Genomic DNA, 24,304 nt, shown 5'->3' with positions numbered 1-24,304 from the left:
CTGATCACGGAAGAAGACCGCAAGATCCGCCTGACCGAGAAGGAAACCAACATCCTCAAGTTCCTGTACCGATCAACCGACGGTGTCGTGGCGCGGGATGTGCTGTTGCACGAAGTGTGGGGATATAATGCCGGGGTCACGACCCACACCCTGGAAACCCACATCTATCGTCTGCGTCAGAAGATCGAGCCCGATCCGTCCAATGCGCGCCTTTTGGTCACAGAATCGGGTGGATATAGGCTCGTGTCTTAACTGGTTGTGGATTGATGTGGATCAAAGTGATACTCTGTACTCATAATTAGGTTACTCCCAACCCGTGCATGTCCGGGTTATGACATGTACCTCCCTGTTGGACTGCCGGGCCGAATGGCCCGGCTTTTTTTCGTTGCTGAGGGACGGTTTCCACACGAAGGCAGACAGCAGCACTGACCGATAATCGCCCAATGACAGAGGTGAGCTCTGCCGCGGGTCACCCTGCCGCCGGGGCAACGGCGCGCTGGTAAAGGTGCCACGTGGTGTGGCCAAGGATCGGAAGGGTAAAGATCAGCCCCAGAAACGCCGGAACCAGTGACAACAGTATGGTGACCGAGATGATCGCCGCCCAGCCGAGCATGACCACCGGGCTTTCGGATACGACGCGCAAAGAGGTCAACATGGCAGAGATGAAGTTGGTTTCCCGGTCCAGCAGCAAGGGCATGGCGACGACGGTCACCGAAAACAGTACGGCTGACAGGAACGCGCCGACACAGGTGCCAATGGCAAGGAAGATCCAACCCTGCGGCGTGAAGAAAACAGTGTTCAAAAACCCGTCGAAATCCGAAAAGGATGCGTTCTGGAGGATGATCGCCAGCCAAAGCCGAACCTGGTAGATCCACACCCAGAAAATGAAAAGTGTGACAAAGGCCATCCAGCCCAATTCACGTTTGCGTTGGTTGGCCATAACGCTGAGGATTTCAGCCCAGCCAAAGCTTTCGCCTTTCTGCAAGCAGCGCGACATTTCATAAAGCCCGGCGGCGGCGAAAGGTGCGACCAGCGGAAAGCCGACTATGGCGGGAATGATCATCCAGATCTGGCCAAGCCAGATCAGGGCCCAAACCAGCAGAATTCCGAATGCTGCATAGAACAGACCGAAAAAGCCGCTCAGGACAGGGCGGGCCAGAAAGTCGGAAAACCCGGCTTTCAGCGACGCTTTGATGTCATCCGTCGTGATCTTGTTGACCTGCGGCATGTCCCGCTGCTGCGGTGTCAGGTTCTCCGGTGGCCTGGAGCCCGCGGTCTCGGAAGCCATGACACACTCCTCCCAAAGCATGGTGCCGGGCCGGTCTGTTCGCGAACAGACCCAGCGGTGAAACAGACATTCCTCATTCGCAGACAAGTCTGCATCAGGCGAGAAATCAGGGCAAGAGAAAGCACGAATGTGACGCCCGTCTAACTGCCGGCCTGTGGTCCTGGCATTGCGCTGCCTTTTCTCGTGGCAACTGGCGTTGTGCCACGTTAACCTGCGCCAATCGCGACAAAGGAATCCCCGACATGCCCTTTACCCTTGCCACATGGAACATCAATTCTGTTCGCCTGCGCGAGCCTATCGTGCTGAAATTGCTACAGGAAGAAGCCCCCGATGTATTGTGCCTGCAAGAGTGCAAATCACCGGTTGAGAAGATCCCGACCGAAGGGTTTGCCGAACTGGGTTACAGGCACATGATCGCGCGGGGGCAGAAGGGCTACAACGGCGTCGCCATCCTGTCGCGCCTGCCGATGGAGGAGGTGGGCGACAAGGATTTTGCAGGTCTTGGACATGCCCGCCATATTGCCGGGCGGTTGGAAAATGGCATCACGATCCACAACTTCTATGTCCCGGCGGGCGGCGACGTGCCGGACCGGGACGTGAATGAGAAATTCGGCCAGAAGCTCGACTATCTCACCGATATGCGCGATTGGTTCCGTGCGGAAAAGCCGGCTAAATCCATCCTTGTCGGCGACCTGAACATCGCCCCGCGTGAGGATGATGTGTGGTCACACAAACAACTGCTGAAGGTCGTCTCGCATACGCCCATCGAAGTCGAGCATCTGGCCGAGACACAGGAAGCAGGTGGCTGGGTCGACATTACCCGTCAGGATATCCCGGAAGGGCAGCTTTACAGCTGGTGGTCCTATCGCGCCCGGGATTGGGATGCGGCGGACAAGGGGCGCCGGCTGGACCATATCTGGGCCACGGCCGATATCTCGAATGCGGGCCATTCCAGCCGTATTCTGCGAGACGCCCGTGGATGGGAGAAACCAAGCGATCACGCTCCGGTCTTTGCCAGTTTCGACATCTGATCCGCAACTCAGCCCTTGGTTTCCGCGACAAGCGACTGCATATAGGGCCAAGTTCGAACGAAAGAGTGATTGCCATGGACCTTCTGAACGGCGGAAACGCCCCAGCAACCGATCTGATCAAAGACGGGACCGAGGCCACTTTCATGGCCGATGTGGTGGAAACCTCGCAGGAAACACCTGTGATCGTCGATTTCTGGGCACCTTGGTGTGGTCCGTGCAAAACCCTTGGACCGATGCTGGAAGAGGCTGTGACAGCCGCGAAAGGCGCGGTGAAGATGGTCAAGATCAATGTGGATGAGGCGCAGACAATTGCTGCGCAAATGCGCATCCAGTCGATCCCCACCGTCTATGCCTTTTTCAAGGGCCAGCCGGTGGACGGGTTTCAAGGCGCGTTGCCGGGATCCGAGATCAAGGCCTTCGTCGACCGTGTGATCGAAGCCGCAGGGGGAGAAAGCCCGGGGGGCCAATTGGATGATGCCGTGCAGGCTGCCGAGGAAATGCTGGCCGAAGGCGCGGCTGCGGACGCGGCTCAGACCTTTGCCGCTATTCTGGGTGAAGATCCGAACCACGCCGCGGCGTATGGTGGGCTGGTGCGGGCGCATATCGCCACCGGTGATCTGGAGCAGGCAGAGGCGATCCTGAACGGCGCTCCGGCCGAGATTTCCACATCGGCCGAACTGGAGGCCGCACATGCGCAGTTGGAACTTGCAAAGCAGGCGGCAGATGCCGGCCCCGTCGCCGAGCTGACGACGGCTGTCGAGGCGGATCCGGACAACCATCAGGCCCGTTTTGATCTGGCCCAGGCGCTGCACGCGAACGGCGATGTGGAAGAAGCCGTGGCACAATTGCTGGAACTGTTCCGCCGGGATCGTGAATGGAATGAAGGCGCGGCCAAGACCCAGCTTTTCACCATCTTCGATGCGCTCAAGCCCAATGATCCGATTGTTCTGAACGGACGTCGCAAGCTCAGCTCGATGATATTTGCCTAATCTCTGATCAGAGCTAGAATTGGGTACATGATGCATCCCGCCGACCTGCCGGATACGGTATCCGTTTTTCCATTGCCCCGGGCGCTGCTGTTGCCCCGCTCGCGCTTGCCGCTTCACATCTTCGAGCCGCGCTATTTGCAGATGCTGGATGATGCGCTGAAGACCAAGGAACGGCTGATCGCGATGGTTCAGCCGAACCCCTCGGTCAGCGATGACGACAAGTTGCATCGGATCGGGTGTGCAGGGCGGGTCACGCAGTTTTCGGAAACGGAAGATGGTCGGTACCTGATCACACTGACCGGCGTGTCCCGGTTCCGCGTCCTGTCGGAGTTGGACGCGTTCACGCCATACCGGCGGTGCGCTGTCTCTTGGGACGGGTTCGACCGTGACCTTGGCAAGGCCGAAAAAGACAACGGGTTCAACCGCACGAAATTCCTGACACTGTTGGAACGTTTCTTTTCGTCCCGTCAATTGTCCACCGATTGGGATTCGCTCAAAGACGCCGAGGATGAGCTTTTGGTGAATTCCCTGTCGATGCTTCTGGATTTCGACCCCGAAGACAAACAGGCCCTGTTGGAGGCCCCCTGCCTGCGCACCCGGCGCGAGACGTTGGTGACGCTGATTGAATTCGCCATGCGCGGCGGATCAAGTGAGGAAAAACTGCAATGACCGACCCTGTACACGCCTTTGATCGCCGTATGCTCGAAGCGTTGATCTGCCCGCAGACACAAACAACTCTACATTACGATGCCGAAAAGCAGGAGCTTGTTTCAAAGGCCGCCGGCCTGGCTTTTCCCATCCGCAACGGCATTCCGGTCATGCTGGTCGACGAGGCGCGGCAGCTGGATTAAATCGGGCGCCCTTGCAACAGCTTGGGCAGATCTCCGGTCAGCCCGGCCGCTTCGCGAACAAAGCCGCGGCGGAGGCCGGGCAAAGCGCCGACAACCCCCATACCAATGTCACGTCCAAGCCGCAGCAGCGGGTTGTCGTTGGAAAACAGCTTGTTGAAGACATCCGTCGCCATCGCCAGCGAGGCCGTGTCGAAACGGCGCCATTCCTGATAGCGCTCCAGAACCATTAGCGAGCCGATATCCTCGCCGCGCCGTCCCGCCAAAGTCAGAACCTCAGCCAGAGCGCCGACATCGCGCAGGCCAGCGTTCAGGCCCTGACCGGCGATGGGGTGCATTCCGTGCGCGGCATCTCCGACCAGCGCCATGCGATCGCTGATGAAGGAATTGGCGATGGTCAGGTTCAGCGGATAAGTGAAACGATCACCTGCCAGACTGATTTTGCCAAGAAAATCCCCGAACCGCGGGCGCAGAACTTGCACGTAGTCATCCTCGGGCAGGGCGTTGATGCGCTGTGCGGTGTCTGTGCGTTCGCTCCAGACGATGGAACTGCGATTGCCGGTCAACGGCAGAATGGCCAGCGGACCGGGTGGCATGAAGAACTGATGCGCAATGCCATTATGCGGCAGCTCATGTTCGATGGCGCAGACCAATGCCGTCTGGCCATAGTCCCAGCCGGTGCGTTTGATGCCGGCCCGTGACGCGGTTCCGCTTCGGCGACCGTCACAGCCAACCAGCAGGCTGCCGCCCAGGGGTGTGCCGTCATCCAACGTCACGGTCACGTTGGCAGTGTCGGTCTGTTGTGAAACGACGGATTTGCCGCTGACCTGGGTGATGCGCGGCTCTTCTGCCATCGCGTCCAGAAAAGCACGGCGCAGGTGGCGATCCTCGACCATATACCCCATCGGACCTTCTTCGATCTCGGCATGGTCGAAATGCATGAAAAACGGCGATGGCCCTGTTCCGGCATGGCCATCTGTGACCTTGATCTCCAGCATCGGTTGGGCGTGCTGCGCGACGCGGTCCCAAATACCGATGGCATCCAACAAGCGCTGTGAGGCCAGAGCCAGCGCATAGGCGCGCCCGTCGAATGCCGCGTTCTTGCGCACCTTTTCGACCAGCGCATCGATCACCGTGACCGAGTGACCGGTTTGTGCCAGTGCCAGCGCCAAAGCAGGGCCGTTCAACCCGCCGCCCACGATCAGAATATCAGAAGCCTGTGTCATGCCCTGCAATATGCGCGCCCTTTCGGGATTGTCCATGTGCAGTCCTGTCGCTACCGTCACCCAAAGCTGAAAAACCAGGAGGGATGAGATGCAGGATTGGTTGACAATGACCGCGTGTGATTTGGGCCGTGGCATTGGCATGGGTCAGATCGATCCGGTCGAACTGACGGAAACCTACCTGTCCGCTATTGACGCTCATCCGCATCGGGACCGCATCTATGCCCGCGTCACCCACGACCGCGCCAGGGCTGAGGCTGAAGCCGCTCGGCAACGCGCGCAATTGGGTCTGCGCCGGTCGTTGCTGGACGGGGTCCCGATCAGTTGGAAAGACCTGTTCGACACCGCCGGCATCGTGACCGAGGCAGGTTCGGCTCTGCTGAAGGATCGCGTGCCGGATGCGGATGCGCTGGTGCTGCGCAATGCGACTCAGATGGGAACGGTTTGCCTGGGCAAAACACATATGAGCGAGCTGGCCTTTTCCGGCCTCGGGTTGAACCCGATCACCGAAACCCCACCCTGCATTGACGATGAGGACGCCGTGCCTGGCGGTTCATCTTCAGGCGCGGCGGCTTCGGTTGCATGGGGTTTGGCAGCTGGGGGTATCGGGTCCGATACTGCTGGGTCGGTGCGCATCCCATCGGCTTGGAACAATCTGGTTGGACTAAAAACCACCGCCGGGCGGCTAAGTCTGGAAGGGGTTGTACCTCTGCGCCTTCGGTTTGACACGGTGGGCCCGTTGGCGCGATCAGTTGAAGACGCTGCACATATGCTGGCTTTGCTTGAGGGCGGAACGCCGGCCGATCTGCGAGGTGCAAGCCTGAAAGGCCGCTGTTTTGCGGATTTGCAAAACGTGGCTAAAGACGATCTGCGCGATGCACCGCGCGTTGCTTATGAGGTTGGTTTGGAACGGCTTCGAGACGCAGGCGCAAAGATTATACCTCTTGAGGTTCCAGAACTTCACAACGCAATGTCCTTGTCCAGTGTTGTCGATACCACTGAATCGTATGGTCTGTGGCGCGATGTGATCGAGGCGAATCCTGATGTAATGTATCCCCCGATACTGGAACGGTTCCGGGCTGGGAAAGACGTATCCGGTCCGAACTACGTCGCTGCGTGGTCGAAGCTGGAAGCCTGTCGCGCGGCATGGGATGCCGCCACCGCCGGGTTCGATGCCGTTCTTGCGCCAACCGTTCCCAATCTGCCGCCAAATCGGGACCGGCTGATGAATGACCACGAGTATTACGTGACCGAAAACCTGCTGGCCCTGCGCAACACGCGGATTGGCAATCTGATGGGTCTGGCAGCGCTGACTCTGCCGACCGGAACGCCCGGTTGCGGGTTGATGATGATGGGGTATCCCGGCTCGGAAGAGGCGTTGCTGCGGCTTGGTTCGGCAGCAGAAACGGTACTGGCCTGAATGCCACAATCCCCTGATTCGGAACCTCTTTGTCTGGACGAAGAGGGACCCGGGCTGTAATCTGCCAAAAAAACGGGGCGCAAATGACCCCGATATTGAGGCAGTATTATGGATTTCCCCGAGCGGTTTTCGAACCTACCGGCTTATGCATTCCCGCGTCTGCGCGCCCTGTTGGATCACCACCAGCCGGGCGGTGACGTCGTTCACATGACCATTGGTGCACCGACGCATGATTTTCCGGCTTGGGTGACGGATGTCATCATGGAAAACGCCGCCGGGTTCCAGGGATATCCCCCGAACGAAGGGTCGGATGACCTGCGCAGCGCGATCACGGGCTGGATCAATCGGCGATATGGGGTTCAGATGGACCCTGATGCCAACGTTATGGCGCTGAACGGCACGCGCGAGGGGCTATACAACGCCGCCATGGCCTTGTGCCCGGAACAGAAGAATGGTCAGCAGCCGATCATCCTGTGCCCGAACCCGTTTTATCAGGTCTACATGGTCGCCTCGCTGTCGGTCGGCGCGCAGCCATATTTTGTGCCCGCCACCGCCGCGACGGGCCATCTGCCGGACTATGCCGGCCTGCCTGCGGAGGTGCTGAACCGCACCGCCGTGGCCTATATCTGTTCACCCGCCAATCCGCAGGGGGCCGTTGCCTCGCGCGATTATTGGGCCGAACTGATCCGTCTGGCCGAGCAGTACGATTTCCGCATTTTTGCGGATGAGTGCTATTCTGAGATTTACCGTGAAGAGGCCCCGACAGGTATTCTGACTGTCGCTCAGGAATTGGGTGCTGATCCTGAACGCATCACGCTGTTCAACTCACTCTCCAAACGCTCGAATCTCGCCGGCTTGCGCTCGGGTCTGATCGCGGGCGGGCCTGAGACGATCAAACAGGTCAAGCAGCTGCGCACCTATGCCGGGTCGCCTCTGCCTCTGCCGTTACAGGCAGCCGCTGCCCGGGTGTGGGCGGATGAGGAACACGTTCGGGAAAACCGCGCGCTGTATCAGGAAAAATACGCCATAGCGGATGAGGTGTTCGCAGGCGTGCAGGGCTATATGGCGCCCGAGGCAGGGTTCTTTCTGTGGCTGCCGGTCGAGAATGGTGAAGACACCGCATTGAAGGTCTGGAAGGAAACCGGTGTCCGGGTCCTGCCGGGCGCATATCTTTCACAAGGTGATCCGGGGAATAACCCGGGCAAAGGCTTTATCCGGGTTGCATTGGTGGCCCCAAAAACAGAGTTGCAGCGTGGTCTGATCACACTCCGCGACTGCATCTATTCGTGAGGTACGAGGGCAAAATGGCATCATATAACGCGCGCAACCGCGATCCATTGCTGGACAGCACAACGCAGGCAGCCCTGGAGCGACGCAGCAAGGAGTTGATTGGCATCGCCCTGATCCTGCTGGGTTTGGCAGCCGCCGCGATGATCTGGTCCTACACGCCCGATGATCCGAACTGGATGGTTTCGACCGACGCGCCGGTGCAAAACTGGATGGGGCGGATCGGGGCCTCGATCGCCGCACCCTTGTTCATGATCGTCGGCTGGGGAAGCTGGGGCATCGCATTGGTTCTGATCGGTTGGGGTTTACGGTTTGCGGGCCATTTCGGGGAAGATCGCGCCATTGCGCGTCTGATTTTTGCGCCGATCTGGATCGCCGTCGTCTCGGTGTATGCCGCAACCCTTGTTCCTGGCGCAGACTGGCGCGCGACCCACAGCTATGGTCTGGGCGGTTTGTTCGGCGATACGGTCATGGGCGCGTTGCTGACGCTGCTGCCGATTTCGTCACATTTTCTGGTGAAGCTGATGTCGCTTGCCATGGCAGTCGGGATGATTGCGCTGGGTGTCTTTGTGCTGGGTTTCACCAAAACCGATGTCAAGCGGGGTTTCCGGGCCTTCCTGCTGGGTCTTGTGATGGCATACGACATGCTGATGACCCTGATGGGCCGTGGTGCGGCCTCGGCCGCGCAAGCGGCACGGGATCGCCGCGCGCAGTGGGAAGAGCGCAAACTTGCGCGAACCGCAGCGGCCGAGGCCGTGTTCGAGGATGATCTGGCTTATGCCGATCCAATCTTTGAAGAGCCCGAACTGGAAAGTCCCGAACCTCCGGTCAAGTCCGGTCTGTTGGCGCGCATGCCGTCACTCATCCGGCGCCCCGATCCCATGCCCGAGCCGGAACTGGTCGATCCTGAGCCAATCGCGGGTTTCGACGAAATGCCGGGCGAGGATCGCATCCGTTCGAAAATCTCGGCTGCTGTGCGCAATCGCAAAGTGGCCACAGGTGAGTTGACGCCCGAACCCGACCCGAACTTTCCGCTGACCAAAGGCCGTGGCCGCCGCCCGGGGCCGCTGATCCTGAACACAAGCAAGCCCGATGGCTTGCCGATGGAACCGCCGGTGACAGCAGCAGGACTGCCGCCCGAGCCACCCGTAACAGCGGGTGACAAGCCAGAGTGGCAAGAATCCACGCCGGTTGAAAACGCGCCCGCGCCTATGCAGACCCCCTATGCGCCCGAGCCGGATGTGGAGGACGAGGTATTCGAGGATGTCGAAGAAGCTGTTTTGCAATCGCGCCCGGCGATGAAAATCCCGGTGGCCGAACCGCGCAAGCCCGTGGTCGCGCAACCGATACGGCGCACGCCGCAGCCGTCTCGCCGCGCACAGGCCGAGGCACAGCCTGCGTTGTCCTTTGAAGAGCGGCACTCGGATTTCGAACTGCCACCCCTGGGCCTTTTGTCGAATCCGGCCAGCATTCAGCGCCATCATCTGAGCGATGAAGCCTTGGAAGAAAACGCGCGGATGCTGGAAAACGTTCTGGATGATTATGGCGTAAAGGGTGAGATCGTCAGCGTTCGCCCCGGCCCGGTCGTCACCATGTACGAACTGGAGCCCGCTCCGGGGCTGAAGGCAAGCCGCGTGATCGGTCTGGCCGATGACATCGCACGTTCGATGTCGGCCCTGTCGGCGCGGGTTTCGACCCTGCCGGGCCGTTCGGTGATCGGTATCGAACTGCCGAACGAAAACCGCGAAATGGTGGTTCTGCGTGAAATCCTGGCCAGCCGCGATTTCGGCGATGGCAACCAGGCGCTGCCTTTGGCCTTGGGCAAGGATATCGGCGGCGAGTCCGTTGTGGCAAACCTGGCGAAGATGCCTCACCTGCTGATTGCGGGAACCACGGGTTCGGGTAAGTCGGTGGCGATCAACACGATGATCCTGTCGCTGCTGTACAAGCTGACGCCGGATGAATGCCGCCTGATCATGATCGACCCGAAGATGTTGGAACTGTCGGTCTATGATGGCATCCCGCATCTGCTCTCACCCGTTGTGACCGACCCGAAAAAGGCGGTGGTGGCCCTGAAATGGGTCGTGGGCGAGATGGAAGATCGCTATCGCAAGATGTCCAAAATGGGTGTTCGCAACATCGCAGGTTACAACGGTCGGGTGAAGGATGCGCTGGCCAAGGGCGAGTTGTTCAGTCGCACGGTGCAAACCGGGTTTGACGATGAAACTGGCGAACCCACATTCGAGACGGAAGAATTCGCGCCCGAAGCGATGCCCTACATCGTCGTCATCGTCGATGAGATGGCCGATCTGATGATGGTGGCGGGAAAGGAAATCGAAGCCTGCATCCAGCGTCTGGCACAGATGGCGCGGGCCTCGGGCATTCACCTGATCATGGCCACACAGCGCCCCTCGGTCGACGTGATCACCGGTACGATCAAGGCCAACTTCCCTACGCGGATTTCGTTCCAGGTGACCTCGAAAGTCGACAGCCGTACCATTCTGGGTGAAATGGGGGCCGAACAGCTGCTGGGGCAGGGTGACATGCTGTACATGGCTGGTGGTGCCAAGATTACCCGCTGCCACGGGCCGTTCGTGTCGGATGAAGAGGTCGAGGAAGTCGTCAACCACCTGAAACAGTTCGGTCCGCCGGATTACGTGGGCAGCGTTCTGGATGGACCGGCCGAGGACAAGGTCGACAATATCGACGCCGTTCTGGGGCTGAATACCGGTGGTAACACGAACGGAGAGGACGCGTTGTACGATCAGGCGGTGGCAATCGTGATCAAGGATCGCAAATGCTCGACCTCGTATATTCAGCGAAAACTTGCCATCGGCTACAACAAAGCTGCGCGGCTTGTTGAGCAAATGGAAGACGAAGGTGTTGTTTCGTCAGCAAATCATGTCGGGAAACGCGAAATCCTCGTCCCTGAACAGTAAGATATTTAATAACAAGGGCAGAAGGCCTATCTGTACGGCATGAAACAGATTGCTTTTGCCCTTGCTTTGACACTGGCCGCACCCGCCGCATGGGCGGCGGAGAAGCTGCCGCTCTCGCAGATTTCCAATTACCTGAACGGGTTGAAGACGGTTCAGACGACATTCACCCAGGTGAATGACGATGGCTCGCTGAGCACCGGCAAGCTGTGGATGCAGCGCCCGGGCAAGATGCGGTTCGAATATGACCCGCCCAACAGTGCCGTGGTGCTGGCGAGATCCGGAAGTGTTCAGATCTTTGACCCGAAATCGAACCAGCCGCCTGAACAATACCCGCTTAAGCGCACGCCGCTGTCCATCGTGCTGGCGCGCAACGTGAATCTGAGCCAGGCGAATATGGTTGTAGGCCACAGCTTTGACGGCACGGCCACCGTTGTCACCGCGCAGGATCCCAAAAACCCCGAAGCGGGCCGGATCGAACTGATTTTCACGGACAATCCGGTCGAGCTGCGCAAATGGGTGATTCACGACAATGCAGGCAGCCAGACAACGGTATTGCTGGGCGCCCTGAATGAAGGTGGTCGCCTTGATCAGAAGCTGTTCTCGGACAAAAAGAGAAGCGGGTCAGGCAATCGCTGACCCGCTGACGCATCAGTACCGGCAGTTTGCCAATTGTGCCTGATATAACCGCGCGCGCGCGTCCACGTCATTTGCAACGTTCAACAACCAGGATTTGTTGTTGTAGCTGCCGCGCGCGTACCCTGTATGGCCTTCGTGATAGGCTAGGTATTGATTGCGCGTATCTGCCGGGTGGATACCGTTACGCTCGTAGCTTTTGTTCATGTACCAGCCAATGAAATCCGAGGCGTCGCGGATGCGATCGCGCTTGGCCCGGCGTTTTCCTGTTTCGCGCTGATATTGTTCCCACGTGCCGTCCAGTGCCTGACCATAGCCATAAGCGCTGCTTTGACGGCCCATCGGGATGACGCCCAAAACATATCTGTGCGGCGTGCGCGCGTCATGCTTGTACCGGCTTTCCTGATAGATGGTCGCCATCTGAACGTGAACGGGAACGCCCCATTTACGCTCGGTATTCTTGAAGGCCTTGATAAAGTCGGGTTTTTCACGCGCAATGCTGCACGCGTCGTTTAATCTGCTGGGCGGCTGTTTGGAACCGCCCCCACAGGATGCCAGAAGCAGCACCCCCAGGAGTACGAAAAGAATTCTGCTCATGTGCCTCGTGCCTTTTTTGTTTATTCTAGCGCAGATTGAGCTCTGAGGAAATCACAATCGCTATAAAAGGATGGCCAGAACAGCCGGTAACGCCGCTACGGAAAGCACGGTGGACACCATGACCATGCCGGCGACGGCATCGGAATCGGCCCCGAACCGTTCGGCCAACAGGTAAGAGGTCACGGCAACCGGCGTACAGATTTGAACAACCAGAACGCCAAATGCGATCGTGTCCAGATCAAACCATCCTCCGATTCCCCATCCCAGCGCAAAGCACACCGCCAGTTTCAGCGCTGACAGCCACAGCGCCCGCCCCAGGCTGTGCGAGGTCAGGCGGGCGATTGCCACACCCAACGTGACCAACATCAGCGGGACGGCCATTTGCCCCAGAAGCGCCAGCGTGTTGGTCAGAAATGTCGGCGTCTGCCACCCCTGCCACAGAAACACTGCGCCAAGGATCGTCGCCCAGGCCATTGGTTGGCGCGCAACCTGTCCCCACGCCCCTTTCCCGGCGACCAGATAGATCCCGTAAGTGAAAGAAAACAGCGCGGTAACTGACAGAAAGATGACCGCATAACCCAAACCAATCTGGCCAAAGGCAAAGATACACAGCGGCAGGCCCAGATTGCCTGTATTGCCGAAGATCAAAGGCGACAGATATGTTCGCGGGTCTAGTCGCAGCCCTCGAACGATCAGCCAGAACACAACCGCCAACAGAAGATTTGCAACCAGTGTCGCCATTGTGAAGCGCGACAGATCATTGCCCGGGATTTCGGTTTGCATCAGGGCAACAAAGATCAGACTGGGCATTGCCAGCATCGTTGCAAAGCGGGTGACGAATTGCAGGCGGTATTCGAAGCCCAGCTTGACCCAGGTAAAGCCAACAGCCGCCAACAGAAAAACCGGCGCCACGATTTCGAACACTGTCAGTATAAGGTTCACAGACTGTTTCCCTGATTTTCACATCAATGATTGGCTTTTCCGCCCGGAAACGGGTAAAAAAAGCGTTGGGGGCTGAAACAATGTTAAAGACACGTGCAAAATACGGCTTGGGCCAAGTGGTTCGTCACAAGAAACACCCTTTTCGAGGGGTGATTTTTGACGTGGATCCCGAGTTTTCGAATACCGAAGAATGGTATCAGGCCATTCCGGAAGACAGCCGCCCAAGGAAAGAGCAACCGTTCTACCACCTGCTGGCCGAGAACGACCAATCCTTCTATGTTGCTTATGTTTCAGAACAAAATCTGGTTGCAGACTATTCAGGCGAACCGGTCGAGCACCCGGATATTCCCAATATGTTCGGACCGTTCGAAGATGGTGCATACCCCCTGCATTTCCACCTGAACTAGGTGCGCCGAACCGGCGGGCAAAGGTCTGCCGTTGATCAGTATCCAAGGGCGCAGCCATCCTTGCGTGGGTCGCTGGCACCCTCCAAAACACCGTCTTTTCGGATTCGGATCGCTTGCGCTCCGCCAAGTGGTGTTTCCGGTGTCTCAATATTATGGCCGATCTTGGACAATTGTTTCGCGACCTCTTCGGGATACCCGCGTTCCAGTTTCAGAACCGATCCGTCAAAAAAGGCACGGGGTGCATTAATGCTTTCCTGCAACTCAAGCCCGTAGTCTGTGAGGTTTGAAACAAAACGTGCGTGGCCGGTCGGCTGATAGGCCCCGCCCATCACGCCAAATGGCATCGTGACACGATCGCTTTCGGTTAGCATTCCCGGGATGATTGTGTGCATTGGGCGCTTACCTCCGCCCAGTTCGTTCGGATGGCCGGGCTGCAATGTGAATCCAGCCCCTCGGTTTTGCAGCAATATGCCGTATTTTTCCGATGCGATACCCGAACCAAAGCTGTGAAAGATCGAATAGATCAACGAAACAGCCATCTGATCGCGGTCGACAACGGTGATGTAAACCGTGTCCTTGTGAACCGCTTCGGTCAGAGGCGCCGCAGCAGGCATCGCCTTTTGGGGATCGATCAAAGCAGCCAGATTGGCAGCCACATCCGGATCCAGAAAGCGCTGCACTCTTGCCATGTGGTCGGGATCCGCGATGAACCGGTTTCGAGCGTCATAGGCCAGTTTGGTGGCCTCGGCTTCGATATGAATACGCTCTGCTCCGAATGGATCCATCGAGGCAATGTCAAAATGTTTGAGGATATTCAGCAGCAAAATCGCGGTTGCGCCCTGGCCGTTCGGTGGATGTTCCACCAAATCCACTCCTTTGTAGGCCCCATGTATCGGCTGCGTTTCAGTACATCTTGTGTGATGAAAATCCTCATCAGTATGGACACCGCCCCTTTCCGAAAGTGCGGTGATCATATCGTCGGCTATTTCACCTGAATAGAACGCGTCGCGCCCGTGGGCTACGATCTGGCGCAATACCTCTGCCTGTCCCGGCGCTCGGAAAACCTGCCCGATCGACGGGGCTTGCCCGTCAATCAGATAGTGGTCGCGGGCGGCGCCCTGAAGTGTTGCGGCACCAGACTTCCAATCGAAAGCGACCCGAGGAGCCACCGGAACACCCGCTTCAGCATAGTGAATCGCCGGTTTCAAAATCGCGCCCAACCCCAGGCGACCCTCGGTCTGGGCCAGGTGGCAAAAGGCATCGACGGCTCCGGGAATGGTCACGGCATCCGGCCCGCCCAAAGGTACGGATGACAGGCCCTGATCGCGCAACATCTGGGACTGCGCGGCAGCCGGTGCGCGGCCCGATCCGTTGAGCGCGCGTATCCTGCTTTCGCCGGCACGATTGAACAGAACGAAGCAATCGCCGCCCAATCCGGTCATCTGAGGTTCGCAAATCCCCAGAAGAACGGCCCCGGCAATCGCTGCATCCATCGCGTTGCCGCCCTGGCCCAAGATATCGATGGCCACCTTTGCCGCCAGCGGATGCGACGTTGCGCACATGCCTTGCGTGGCAAAAACTTCGGATCGGCCCGGACTATGCAGATCACGCATGGTGAATTCTCTCTCTTTGGAACAAGAGAAAGCTATTCACTGATCAGCGATTGTCCAGCGATTTCAGGGGGGGAGTTCCTCGGCGCCATTCACTGGGTGGGGGCTGTGATATGTGGCGCCGAGGGAAGCTATCTGAGCTACGAGTTACTGTATGGTGGTTGTTTGCGGCGCGACAATGTTTCGAAAATGACCTTATTGTGACCAATTGTGGTCGATCACCCGTTGGGTTCGAAATCAAACCGCAGGGACAGCCGATTGCATCCACCGCGCCGCTCGTACCGGATATCGCTGGTGAGGCGATGAATCAGGAACCAGCCGAACCCTCCTTCGGGGAGGTCCGGTAGATCCGTTCCAATTGGAGCAGAGGCGCCATCCGGAAGTCGGTATCCAGGCAGCGGGCGCCCCGTATCCGAGATCAGGATGTCCAGAAGATCCCTGTCCAGCCGGCAGGTGACCTGAACCTTGGCCGCGGCGATGCCATTGTAAGCGTGTTCCACAACGTTGTTGATGGCTTCAGCCAATGCAATCTTCACATCACCGGCTTTATGGGGTGGCAATCCCCGTTCCGCCAGACCGACGCTAAGCTTTGCAATGCCCTCACTGGCCTCTGATTCCGTCGCAGCGAAGGTCAGTTCCAGGCAGGTCTTGTTTTCAATCGGCTCCACGCCATCTATCCCCTGCTGCCGTTAGGCGTCTGTCTCTGACAACGCGTCATCCAGAGTTTCAAAAAGCCTGAAAACCGTATCCATGCGTGTCAGGCGAAAGACTTTTTCGACCACTGGCTGCAACCCGGCCAGATCAAGCCTCCGCTCTTTTCCCAGCTGTTTCATTGAGGCAACGATTGCACCCAGGCCGCTGGAGTCAATGAACTCGACATCGGACAGATCCAGAACAACGCGAAGAGCGCTGTCCTCGGTATTGGCGCGCATGTCTTCCTTGAACTGAATGGCCATTGCAGCATCGATCCGGTCGGCATGAACGGTGATGATCTGAGTTTCGCCGATTGTCTTGCTGGTCAGCCCCATGATCCTGCCGCCTTCCAAACTGAAATTGAGTCGTAGAAATACGCTAGACGGCAATTCTTACCATTCGGTATTCAAGAGCCGGAAAGCAGGAGGAAAACCCGGATGAGAGACGTTGTTATAGCAGGGGCCGCCCGTACACCGATGGGCGGGTTTCAGGGCATGTTTGACGGTGTTGCTGCGGCTGACCTCGGGGGCGAAGCAATCCGCGCGGCTTTGCAGCAGGCAGGGGTGCAGACGGTCGACGAAGTGCTGATGGGCTGCGTTTTGCCAGCGGGGCAGGGCCAGGCACCTGCGCGGCAGGCCGGATTCGCGGCTGGATTGGGCGAAGAGGTTCCCGCCACGACGCTGAACAAAATGTGTGGTTCGGGGATGAAGGCCGCTATGATGTCCTTTGACCAAATTGCATTGGGTCACGCAGATACGATGGTAGCGGGCGGCATGGAAAGCATGACCAACGCGCCGTATCTTCTTCCCAAGATGCGCGGCGGTGCCCGCATTGGCCACGGCCAGGTGGTTGACCACATGTTCCTCGACGGCCTTGAAGATGCCTATGACAAAGGCCGTCTGATGGGGACTTTCGCCGAAGATTGTGCCGAGGCGTACCAGTTCACCCGTGAAGCACAGGATGAATACGCGCTGCAATCTTTGTCCAACGCGCTGTCTGCGCAGGAAAATGGCGCATTCGATCAGGAAATCACGCCCGTTACCGTCCGGACGCGCAAGGGTGAAATTCTGCTGGACACAGATGAGCAGCCAAAATCCGCCCGCCCCGAGAAGATCCCGACGCTGAAGCCTGCGTTCCGCAAGGACGGTACGGTGACGGCCGCCAACTCGTCTTCGATTTCGGACGGCGCGGCGGCGCTGGTTCTTGCGTCGGCAGAAACCGCCGAAGCGCAGGGCATGACGGTTCGGGCCCGGATTTTGGGCCATGCGAGTCATGCTCAGGCTCCCGGCCTTTTCACGACGGCTCCGGTCCCGGCGGCGCAGAAGCTCTTGTCTCGCATTGGCTGGAGCAAAGATGACGTCGACCTGTGGGAAGTGAACGAGGCCTTCGCGGTTGTGCCGATGGCTTTCATGCACGAAATGGGCTTGCCGCGAGACAAAGTGAATGTGAATGGCGGCGCCTGTGCCCTGGGTCACCCCATCGGTGCCTCTGGTGCCCGCATCATCGTTACGTTGTTGAATGCGCTGGAAAAACGTAACCTCAAACGGGGCGTCGCGGCGATCTGCATTGGCGGGGGTGAAGGCACGGCCATTGCCATCGAACGCGTTTGACCCTTCATCTTTTTCCAAATACTCCGGGGGTTCGGGGGCCGTGCCCCCGACCATCCGAAGGGGTTGCATTCAATGACTGCCGATTATGAAACGCTTGCCAAAACCATCGCGGCCCTGACCGAGGGTGAAACGGACCAGGTTGCTCTCATGGCCACTGTCGCCTGCGAGGTTCACCATTCCGACGATCGGTTTGACTGGACCGGGTTTTACCGTGTCACCGAGCCGGGCGTTCTGAAGATCGGCCCCTATCAGGGCGGGCATGGTTGTTTGGTCATCCCGTTCGAACGGGGCGTCTGCGGTGCCGCCGCAAGAACGGGCGAAACGCAACTGGTGCCGGATGTCGATGCGTTTCCGGGTCACATCGCCTGCGCCAGCTCAACTCGATCCGAACTGGTTCTGCCCGTGCGGGATTCGTCGGGAAAAGTCATCGCCGTTTTTGACATTGACAGCGACCAGCCGGATGCTTTCACGCAACAGGATGCGCAAAATCTGGAAGGCATTCTGACCGCCGTGTTTGCGGGGCGCTGACCGCTGCGGTCGTTGCGGATGTGCATCAACCCAAAGGATTCCCGGGCGATTGAACGGCCCGGCTGACTTCGTCTTGCAGGCTTCGAAACGATCTCCTATCAAAATCCATAGCGAAGTTTCGTTTTGGGGTGTTTCTCAGGGATGCAAGAGTCTGACATCAATCCGACGGTCGCGGATGAAGCGTCCCCCAAAGGGATCAGACGCGCCCATATGGCGACATTCCCGGATCGCATCGGCGTATTGCCCCATTCGGTGGCAAGCATCGCGCATCAGGTCGACAGGGTTTTCATCTGCCTGAATGAATATCAGGAAGTTCCCGATTTTCTGGGCGAGTTCGACAACGTCACCGCCGTGATCCCCGACCGGGATTACAAGGATGTCGGCAAGTTCATTTTCCAGCCGGATCCGGCAGATACCGTTTTTCTGGTCGACGACGATATCGAATATGCGGACAACTATGCCCGTCAGACAATACGCCGGGCGCGGGGCGTCGGACTGGAAAAGCGCGTCTTCGGCTATCATGCCACGACCTTCACAAACCCGACGCCCAGGTCGATACGGCAGCGCACGTTGTTGCGTATGAACCAACGGCTGACCTACTCGACCAGGGTACACCAGTTGGGAACCGGCACCGTCATGTTGTCCGGGTCGCTGTTCCCGACGCTGGAATACATGGAAGGCAGCGAGAAGTTCGTCGACGTGCGTTTTGCCCGGTACTGTTTCGAAAAGGGCATCGAAATGTGGACGCTGCCCAGAAATCGCCGCCGCTTTCCCAGCTTGCTTGCCGGGCTGGAGCCGGAAAAGCGTGAAACAATCGCGGACAGTTTCACCCGTCGTTGGCCTCAACATGTGTTGGATGAAGTGAAGGTTTTTGCCGGCCTTCAATTCTAAAGCCGGGCGGGTTTTGCACGATTCAGGCCTTTCCAGATCTGTTTCTGCCGCGAAGGGTTTCCCATGTCACCGCTGCGCGACGGGGGAACGATATGTGCTGTCTTTTTGAAATGAAGTCCTTGTACGACAAACACTGAAATCCGGCTGCAGCGCCCCTGCGGTTTTTCTGGTGTTTCAGGGGTCTGTGCGCCTGCTGGTCCTCAATTCTGTCGTTCGCACACGATGATGATAGACGCCCGATTGAAAACGGGCGTGAAAAAACGCTTGGAAATTTCACCAACTTGTTCCATCGTGAAAAACGAGGAAAGAATTTCACGAGATTCGGAGCGGCCTGTGAACAGCCAAGCCCCCCAAAGCGCGACCCTTGGTGCTGACCTGAGGGCCTTGCGCAAAGCCCGAGGGTTGACCCTGACCGAGATTGCAACTCGGCTGGATCGCTCTGTCGGTTGGTTGAGCCAGGTTGAGCGGGATTTGTCCGAGCCTTCAATCTCGGACCTGCGCCAGATTGCCGAATGCCTTGGCGTGCCCATGTCGATGCTGTTTGCGCATTCCGCCGCCCCCGCAGACGAACAGGGCTACGTTGTGCGCGCCGGGTCGCGTCGCCCGATGGGGTCGGGCGAAGAAGGGCTGATCGAAGAGTTGCTGTCGCCGGATCTGACCGATGATTTCGAAATGGTGCATTCCACTTTCGAGCCAAATTCACGGATGCAGACACCGGCCAACCGCCCGACTCAGGAAGTGGGCTACATGATTTCAGGTCGATTGAACCTGACGATCGGGTCGCGTGAATTCCTGGTGGGTCCGGGCGACAGTTTTCGGATCAGACATGAACCTTATCAATGGGCCAACCCCTATGATGAGCCTGCAGTGGCCATCTGGGTCATCGCCCCGCCGGTGTACTGATGAGCTTCGAGGCCTGGACCATATTCGCGCTGTTCTGGGTGGTGTTCGTCACCACGCCGGGGCCGAACGCGGTCAACTGCATCTCGAACGGGATGAGCCTGCCCTTTCCCAAGGCGATGCTGGGGGTGCTGGCGATCCTCACGCAGGCCAGCATGTTTTTGATCCTGTCCGCGCTGGGCGTCACAGCCCTGATTGCCGCTTCTCCGACCGGGTTTTTCGTGGCCAAGTTGGTCGGTGCGGGCTTTCTTATCTGGTTGGGCCTGCGGGGATGGATGAACGCAACAAAGCCCGCTCCGGTCTCGGAACGCCCGGCGCGGCATGTCTATCTGCACGCGCTGGCAGTGGCCACGATCAACCCAAAAAGCGTCGCCGGATACCTTGCCGCGTTTTCGCAATTCGTTCAGCCCGGTGTTCCGATCTGGCAGCAGATGGTCGTGATCATGCCAACCGCACTATTCATCACAACGCTCAGCTATACCGGTTTTACCGTGTTGGGCGCTTTGATGGGCAAGGCGGCACTGGGCGCGGTGTTCAACATCTGGGTGCGCCGGCTAATGGCGGCCTGTTTCATAATCTACGGCGTGTTGTTGGGAACCAGCACCGCGCCTGTGGCAAGGGGGTAATCTTATGTACAACGGGTCCTGCCTTTGCGGTTCAGTTGCTTTCACCATCGACGGAGACCTTTCACCGCCTTCGGTCTGCCATTGCGGGCAGTGCCGAAAGCAATCCGGCCATGTCTGGGCTTCGACCACGACCCATCAGGACAACCTGAGTTTCTCGGCCCGCGACACGCTGAACTGGTTCCGTGCATCAGACATCGCAAGGCGCGGGTTTTGCAGCAAATGTGGCTCATTCCTCTTCTGGCAACATACCGAAGAGGACACGATTTCGATTGCCATGGGCGCGTTCGATGCGCCCACGGGCCAAAAGCTCTCGAAGCACATCTTTGTGGCTGACAAGGGCGACTATTACGACATCACGGACGATCTGCCCCAACGGGCACAATAACAGGGACCAAAACTCATGAGTGATTTTCCGACAAAAGCACGCGTGGTCATTATCGGTGGCGGTGTGGTGGGGGCGTCCTCGCTGTATCATCTGGCCAAGAAAGGCTGGACCGACTGCGTTCTGCTGGAAAAGAACGAACTGACCGCAGGCTCGACCTGGCACGCGGCCGGTAACGTTCCGACCTTCTCGACCTCCTGGGCGATCATGAACATGCAGCGGTATTCGACCGAGTTGTATTCGCGTCTGGGCGAAGAGGTCGACTATCCGATGAACTACCATGTTTCGGGGTCGATCCGTCTGGCGCACAGCAAGGAACGGATGCAGGAGTTTGAGCGCGCATGTGCGATGGGCCGCTATCAGGGCATCAAGATGGAGATGTGGACGCCCGAGCAGGCCAAGGAGAAATATCCATTCCTCGAGACTCATGATCTGGAAGGTGTGCTGTTCGACCCAAGCGATGGTGACATCGACCCGGCGCAGCTGACGCAGGCGCTGGCCAAGGGCGCGCGTGACTTGGGCCAGAAGATCATCCGCTTCTGTCCGGCAACTGGCGTCACCCAGCATGACCACGGCACCTGGACCGTGCACACCGAAAAGGGCGAAATCGACTGCGACTATGTGGTCAACGCCGCCGGCTACTACGCGCAGCGCGTGGGTGAATGGTTCAAGCCCTATGGCGGCCGCACCGTGCCTGCGATGGTCATGAGCCACCAGTACCTGCTGACCGAGGAAATCCCCGAAATCGAGGCCTGGTCGAAGGAAAACGGCGGCAAGCTGCCGCTGCTGCGCGACGTGGATGTCTCCTACTACCTGCGGCAGGAGAAGAACGGCTTCAACCTCGGCCCCTACGAGCCCAACTGCAAGGGCCACTGGATGACCGAGGACGACCCGATGCCCGAGGACTTCAGCTTCCAGCTGTGGAACGACGATCTGGACCGGATCGAGGACATCGTCGCCGATGCGATGGAGCGGGTGCCGCTGATGGCGACCTCGGGCGTGGGGCGCGTGATCAACGGCCCGATCCCCTATGCGCCCGACGGCCTGCCGCTGATCGGCCCGATGCCCGGCGTCAAGAACGCTTTCGAGGCGCATACCTTCACCTTCGGCATCGCCCAGGGCGGCGGCGCGGGCAAGGTGCTGGCCGAATGGATCGTGGATGGCGCCACCGAATGGGACATGTGGGCCGTCGATCCGCGTCGCTATACCGACTACACCGATCAGGACTACTGCAACCAAAAGGGCATGGAGGTCTATGGCAACGAATACGCCATGCACTTCCCCCATCACGAATGGCCCGCCGCGCGCGACAAGAAGCTGTCGCCGGTGCATGCCAAGGTCAAGGAGCTGGGCGGTGTCATGGGTGCCTACAATGGCTGGGAGCGTGCCAACTGGTTCGCGCAGCCGGGCGATGACACCTCCGAGGAAAGCACCCATACCTGGGGCCGCTCGGGCCCGTGGGAGCAGCGGATCAAGGAAGAATGCGAGGCCGTGCGCGACCATTGCGGCGTGCTTGACCTGCCCGGCTTCTCGCGCTTTGTCGTCAAGGGCGAAGGCGCGGCCGAGGCGCTGCGCGGGCTGGTCTCGGGCGGCCTGCCCAAGGTGGGGCGGATCAACCTGGTCTATATCGCTGACGACCGTGGCCGCATCCTGACCGAGATGTCCTGCATGCGTCTGGGCGAGGAGGAGTTCGTGATGATCACCGCCGCCACCGCCCAATGGCATGACCGCGACATCCTGATGAACGCGATGCCTGCGGGCGTCACGGTCGAGGACGTGACCACCACCCGCGACACGCTGATCGTGACCGGACCCAAATCGCGCGAGATCCTGTCGGGTCTGACCGATGCCGACCTGTCGCTGGGCTGGCTGACCCATCAGACCGCCACCGTGGCCGGGCAACCCGCCCACCTGATCCGCGTGTCCTTCGCCGGTGAACTGGGCTGGGAGGTGCATGCCTTGAACGAGCACATGCCCGCGATCTATGACGCGATCCTCGCCGCCGGGGCTAAGCCTTTTGGCATGTATGCGCTGAACTCACTGCGTATCGAAAAGGGATACCGCGCGTGGAAGGGCGATCTGTCGACCGACTATTCGTTGCTGGAAGGCGGGCTGGAGCGCTTCGTCAAGCTGGATAAACCGCAGGACTTCCCCGGCAAGGCCGCAATCCTGAGCGAGAAACAGCAGGGCGTGAAAAAGTCGTTCGTCACCCTGACTGTCGACGCAGGTGATTGCGATGCGCCTTACATGTCGTGCATCTGGCAGGGCGATCAGATCGTGGGCGAGACCACTTCGGGCGCATGGGGGTACCGCGTCGGCAAGTCCATCGCGCTGGGCATGATCAAGTCCGAACTTGCAAACCCCGGTACCGAGCTTGAGGTTGAAATCTACGGCCAGAAGTGCCGCGCCGTGGTACAGGAGGATCAGCCGCTGTGGGATCCCGCAAACGAGCGGCTGCGCGCCTGACGAAAGGAGGCCCCCATGCGCCCGCGATATTCCAGGCAGGGACCCGGTGAGGGTGTCAACCATGACTGGGAAAACGACCATACCTTCGTGAAGGTTTCCGGTCGGGGCACGAGCGGGGCTCACACCGTGATGGAAGACAACGTGAAGGCCAGCTGTTCGCCTGGCCTTCATCGCCACAACAGCCATGCCGAGGTTTTCTGTTTTCCGGAAGGCGGGGTTGATTTCCTTGTCGATGGTGGATCGCGTTGATGTGGCTGAGGATCACGAGCCACTGTCCGAAACATTCGGATGATGAGGTCTGAGATGACGATTCCCAATACCATGTCGGGCGTCTACCTGACCGGTCACGGTGGACCCGAGGTTCTGGAATGGCGTGATGATATTCCGGTTCCTGAACCCGGGGCAGGGCAAGTTCTTGTTCGGGTCGCTGCCGCGGGCGTGAACAACACGGATATCAACACGCGGGTCGGTTGGTATTCCTCGGACGTCACCGGCGCGACGGATGCCGTTGATCAGAAGGTCGAAGCGGGCGGTTGGGCCGGTGCATTGCACTTTCCCCGCATTCAGGGCGGAGATCTTTGCGGCATCGTGGAACAGGTTGGGCCGGGTGTTGCCCTCAAACCGGGGCAGCGCGTGACCTGTCCGATAAACCTGCCGCGCCCGCGCCCGGGAAACCCGCACGGCTTCATTGCGCTTGGTTCCGAGAATGACGGGGCTTTTGCGCAGTACTGCCTGGTTGAAGCCGATGATCTCTATGACGTCAGCGCCTCGCCCCTTTCGGACGTGGAAATCGCCGCCATTCCTTGCGCCTTCGGGACGGCGGAAAACCTGCTGACCCGCGCAGGCGTGACTGCCGGGCACAAGGTGCTGATCACCGGCGCCTCGGGCGGCGTCGGGCTGGCGGCGGTGCAACTGGCCGCCCTGCGCGGGGCGTCGGTTTGGGCTGTAACAGCTGCCGCGAAAGCCGAGATCGTGAAATCCCAGGGGGCCGAGA

At 59.0% G+C, this 24,304-nt stretch carries 26 protein-coding genes; 19 read left to right on the top strand and 7 right to left on the bottom strand.

The genetic code is table 11. From position 1 onward, the window contains the following. A partial coding sequence (locus AC2FNN_RS16725; RefSeq protein WP_496759631.1) for a winged helix-turn-helix domain-containing protein occupies positions 1–252 on the top strand: 252 nt, incomplete at its 5' end. A 217-nt stretch (positions 253–469) separates the two neighbouring features. Here the strand turns inward: AC2FNN_RS16725 and AC2FNN_RS16720 are convergent. After that, complete coding sequence (locus AC2FNN_RS16720; protein ID WP_496759630.1) at positions 470–1,288, bottom strand: DUF2189 domain-containing protein; 819 nt, start codon at positions 1,286–1,288, stop codon at positions 470–472. Positions 1,289–1,530: 242 nt separating this feature from the next. On the opposite strand from AC2FNN_RS16720, the gene AC2FNN_RS16715 reads away from it, so the two are divergent. The 4 genes from AC2FNN_RS16715 (at position 1,531) to AC2FNN_RS16700 (ending at position 4,159) form a co-directional block, all read left to right on the top strand. After that, positions 1,531–2,319, top strand: a complete 789-nt coding sequence (locus AC2FNN_RS16715) for an exodeoxyribonuclease III (protein WP_496759629.1) — start codon at positions 1,531–1,533, stop codon at positions 2,317–2,319. A gap of 74 nt (positions 2,320–2,393) precedes the next feature. Continuing rightward, the gene (trxA, locus tag AC2FNN_RS16710; protein ID WP_496759628.1) at positions 2,394–3,308 is read left to right on the top strand and encodes a thioredoxin; all 915 of its coding nucleotides are present in this window, start codon (positions 2,394–2,396) and stop codon (positions 3,306–3,308) included. A 27-nt stretch (positions 3,309–3,335) separates the two neighbouring features. Then, positions 3,336–3,977 (top strand): LON peptidase substrate-binding domain-containing protein, encoded by a 642-nt coding sequence (locus AC2FNN_RS16705; protein ID WP_496759627.1) that lies wholly within the window; start codon positions 3,336–3,338, stop codon positions 3,975–3,977. Continuing rightward, on the top strand, positions 3,974–4,159 hold the full coding sequence (locus AC2FNN_RS16700; protein WP_480582012.1) for a Trm112 family protein: 186 nt from the start codon (positions 3,974–3,976) through the stop codon (positions 4,157–4,159). Before AC2FNN_RS16705 ends, AC2FNN_RS16700 begins: the two co-directional genes overlap by 4 nt. Here AC2FNN_RS16700 and AC2FNN_RS16695 read toward each other — a convergent pair. Then, complete coding sequence (locus AC2FNN_RS16695) at positions 4,156–5,418, bottom strand: FAD-dependent monooxygenase (RefSeq protein ID WP_496759626.1); 1,263 nt, start codon at positions 5,416–5,418, stop codon at positions 4,156–4,158. The genes AC2FNN_RS16700 and AC2FNN_RS16695 overlap by 4 nt on opposite strands. A gap of 52 nt (positions 5,419–5,470) precedes the next feature. Here AC2FNN_RS16695 and AC2FNN_RS16690 point away from each other — a divergent pair, with 52 nt between their 5' ends. The 4 genes from AC2FNN_RS16690 (at position 5,471) to AC2FNN_RS16675 (ending at position 11,661) form a co-directional block, all read left to right on the top strand. Continuing rightward, the gene (locus AC2FNN_RS16690; RefSeq protein WP_496759625.1) at positions 5,471–6,799 is read left to right on the top strand and encodes an amidase; all 1,329 of its coding nucleotides are present in this window, start codon (positions 5,471–5,473) and stop codon (positions 6,797–6,799) included. Positions 6,800–6,907: 108 nt separating this feature from the next. After that, on the top strand, positions 6,908–8,089 hold the full coding sequence (locus AC2FNN_RS16685; protein ID WP_496759623.1) for an aminotransferase class I/II-fold pyridoxal phosphate-dependent enzyme: 1,182 nt from the start codon (positions 6,908–6,910) through the stop codon (positions 8,087–8,089). A gap of 14 nt (positions 8,090–8,103) precedes the next feature. Continuing rightward, a complete protein-coding gene (locus AC2FNN_RS16680) occupies positions 8,104–11,025 on the top strand; it encodes a DNA translocase FtsK (protein ID WP_496759622.1) in 2,922 nt (973 codons plus the stop codon). A gap of 39 nt (positions 11,026–11,064) precedes the next feature. Next, a complete protein-coding gene (locus tag AC2FNN_RS16675) occupies positions 11,065–11,661 on the top strand; it encodes a LolA family protein (RefSeq protein WP_496759621.1) in 597 nt (198 codons plus the stop codon). A gap of 12 nt (positions 11,662–11,673) precedes the next feature. Here AC2FNN_RS16675 and AC2FNN_RS16670 read toward each other — a convergent pair whose 3' ends face one another. Both AC2FNN_RS16670 and AC2FNN_RS16665 read right to left on the bottom strand, forming a co-directional pair. Beyond that, positions 11,674–12,255 (bottom strand): transglycosylase SLT domain-containing protein, encoded by a 582-nt coding sequence (locus AC2FNN_RS16670; RefSeq protein WP_496759620.1) that lies wholly within the window; start codon positions 12,253–12,255, stop codon positions 11,674–11,676. A 60-nt stretch (positions 12,256–12,315) separates the two neighbouring features. Beyond that, positions 12,316–13,197: an AEC family transporter gene (locus AC2FNN_RS16665; RefSeq protein ID WP_496759619.1), complete on the bottom strand. Its 882-nt coding sequence runs from the start codon at positions 13,195–13,197 to the stop codon at positions 12,316–12,318. 80 nt (positions 13,198–13,277) lie between these two features. Between AC2FNN_RS16665 and hspQ the strand changes: the two genes are divergently transcribed. Beyond that, complete coding sequence (gene hspQ / locus AC2FNN_RS16660; RefSeq protein WP_050604943.1) at positions 13,278–13,604, top strand: heat shock protein HspQ; 327 nt, start codon at positions 13,278–13,280, stop codon at positions 13,602–13,604. 35 nt (positions 13,605–13,639) lie between these two features. On the opposite strand, the gene ggt is transcribed toward hspQ, so the two are convergent. From ggt to AC2FNN_RS16645, 3 genes are all read right to left on the bottom strand, one after another. Continuing rightward, the gene (gene ggt / locus AC2FNN_RS16655) at positions 13,640–15,217 is read right to left on the bottom strand and encodes a gamma-glutamyltransferase (protein WP_496759618.1); all 1,578 of its coding nucleotides are present in this window, start codon (positions 15,215–15,217) and stop codon (positions 13,640–13,642) included. A 215-nt stretch (positions 15,218–15,432) separates the two neighbouring features. Then, positions 15,433–15,882 (bottom strand): ATP-binding protein, encoded by a 450-nt coding sequence (locus AC2FNN_RS16650; protein WP_496759616.1) that lies wholly within the window; start codon positions 15,880–15,882, stop codon positions 15,433–15,435. Positions 15,883–15,903: 21 nt separating this feature from the next. Then, positions 15,904–16,242: an STAS domain-containing protein gene (locus tag AC2FNN_RS16645; RefSeq protein WP_496759615.1), complete on the bottom strand. Its 339-nt coding sequence runs from the start codon at positions 16,240–16,242 to the stop codon at positions 15,904–15,906. A gap of 102 nt (positions 16,243–16,344) precedes the next feature. Here AC2FNN_RS16645 and AC2FNN_RS16640 point away from each other — a divergent pair, with 102 nt between their 5' ends. The 9 genes from AC2FNN_RS16640 to AC2FNN_RS16600 form a co-directional block, all read left to right on the top strand. Next, positions 16,345–17,517 (top strand): thiolase family protein, encoded by a 1,173-nt coding sequence (locus tag AC2FNN_RS16640; RefSeq protein WP_496759614.1) that lies wholly within the window; start codon positions 16,345–16,347, stop codon positions 17,515–17,517. A 72-nt stretch (positions 17,518–17,589) separates the two neighbouring features. Beyond that, on the top strand, positions 17,590–18,045 hold the full coding sequence (locus AC2FNN_RS16635) for a GAF domain-containing protein (protein WP_496759613.1): 456 nt from the start codon (positions 17,590–17,592) through the stop codon (positions 18,043–18,045). 141 nt (positions 18,046–18,186) lie between these two features. Further along, positions 18,187–18,936: a hypothetical protein gene (locus tag AC2FNN_RS16630; protein ID WP_496759612.1), complete on the top strand. Its 750-nt coding sequence runs from the start codon at positions 18,187–18,189 to the stop codon at positions 18,934–18,936. Between the two features lie 333 nt (positions 18,937–19,269). After that, entirely contained in the window at positions 19,270–19,839 is a 570-nt protein-coding gene (locus tag AC2FNN_RS16625; RefSeq protein WP_224858727.1) for a helix-turn-helix domain-containing protein, read from the top strand. Next, positions 19,839–20,462, top strand: a complete 624-nt coding sequence (locus tag AC2FNN_RS16620) for a LysE family translocator (RefSeq protein WP_496759611.1) — start codon at positions 19,839–19,841, stop codon at positions 20,460–20,462. The genes AC2FNN_RS16625 and AC2FNN_RS16620 overlap by 1 nt, the downstream gene beginning before the upstream one ends. Positions 20,463–20,466: 4 nt before the next feature. After that, entirely contained in the window at positions 20,467–20,847 is a 381-nt protein-coding gene (locus AC2FNN_RS16615) for a GFA family protein (RefSeq protein ID WP_496759610.1), read from the top strand. 15 nt (positions 20,848–20,862) lie between these two features. Beyond that, a complete protein-coding gene (locus AC2FNN_RS16610; RefSeq protein ID WP_496759609.1) occupies positions 20,863–23,310 on the top strand; it encodes a GcvT family protein in 2,448 nt (815 codons plus the stop codon). A gap of 15 nt (positions 23,311–23,325) precedes the next feature. Further along, positions 23,326–23,559, top strand: coding sequence for a cupin domain-containing protein (locus AC2FNN_RS16605; RefSeq protein WP_496759608.1), 234 nt, complete (start codon positions 23,326–23,328; stop codon positions 23,557–23,559). 54 nt (positions 23,560–23,613) lie between these two features. Continuing rightward, positions 23,614–24,304 (top strand): alcohol dehydrogenase catalytic domain-containing protein (locus tag AC2FNN_RS16600; RefSeq protein ID WP_496759607.1); only part of this gene is annotated, 691 nt, incomplete at its 3' end.

This window comes from Ruegeria sp. BHSA118 (assembly GCF_059613405.1).
This window is presented reverse-complemented; position numbering and strand designations above follow the sequence as displayed.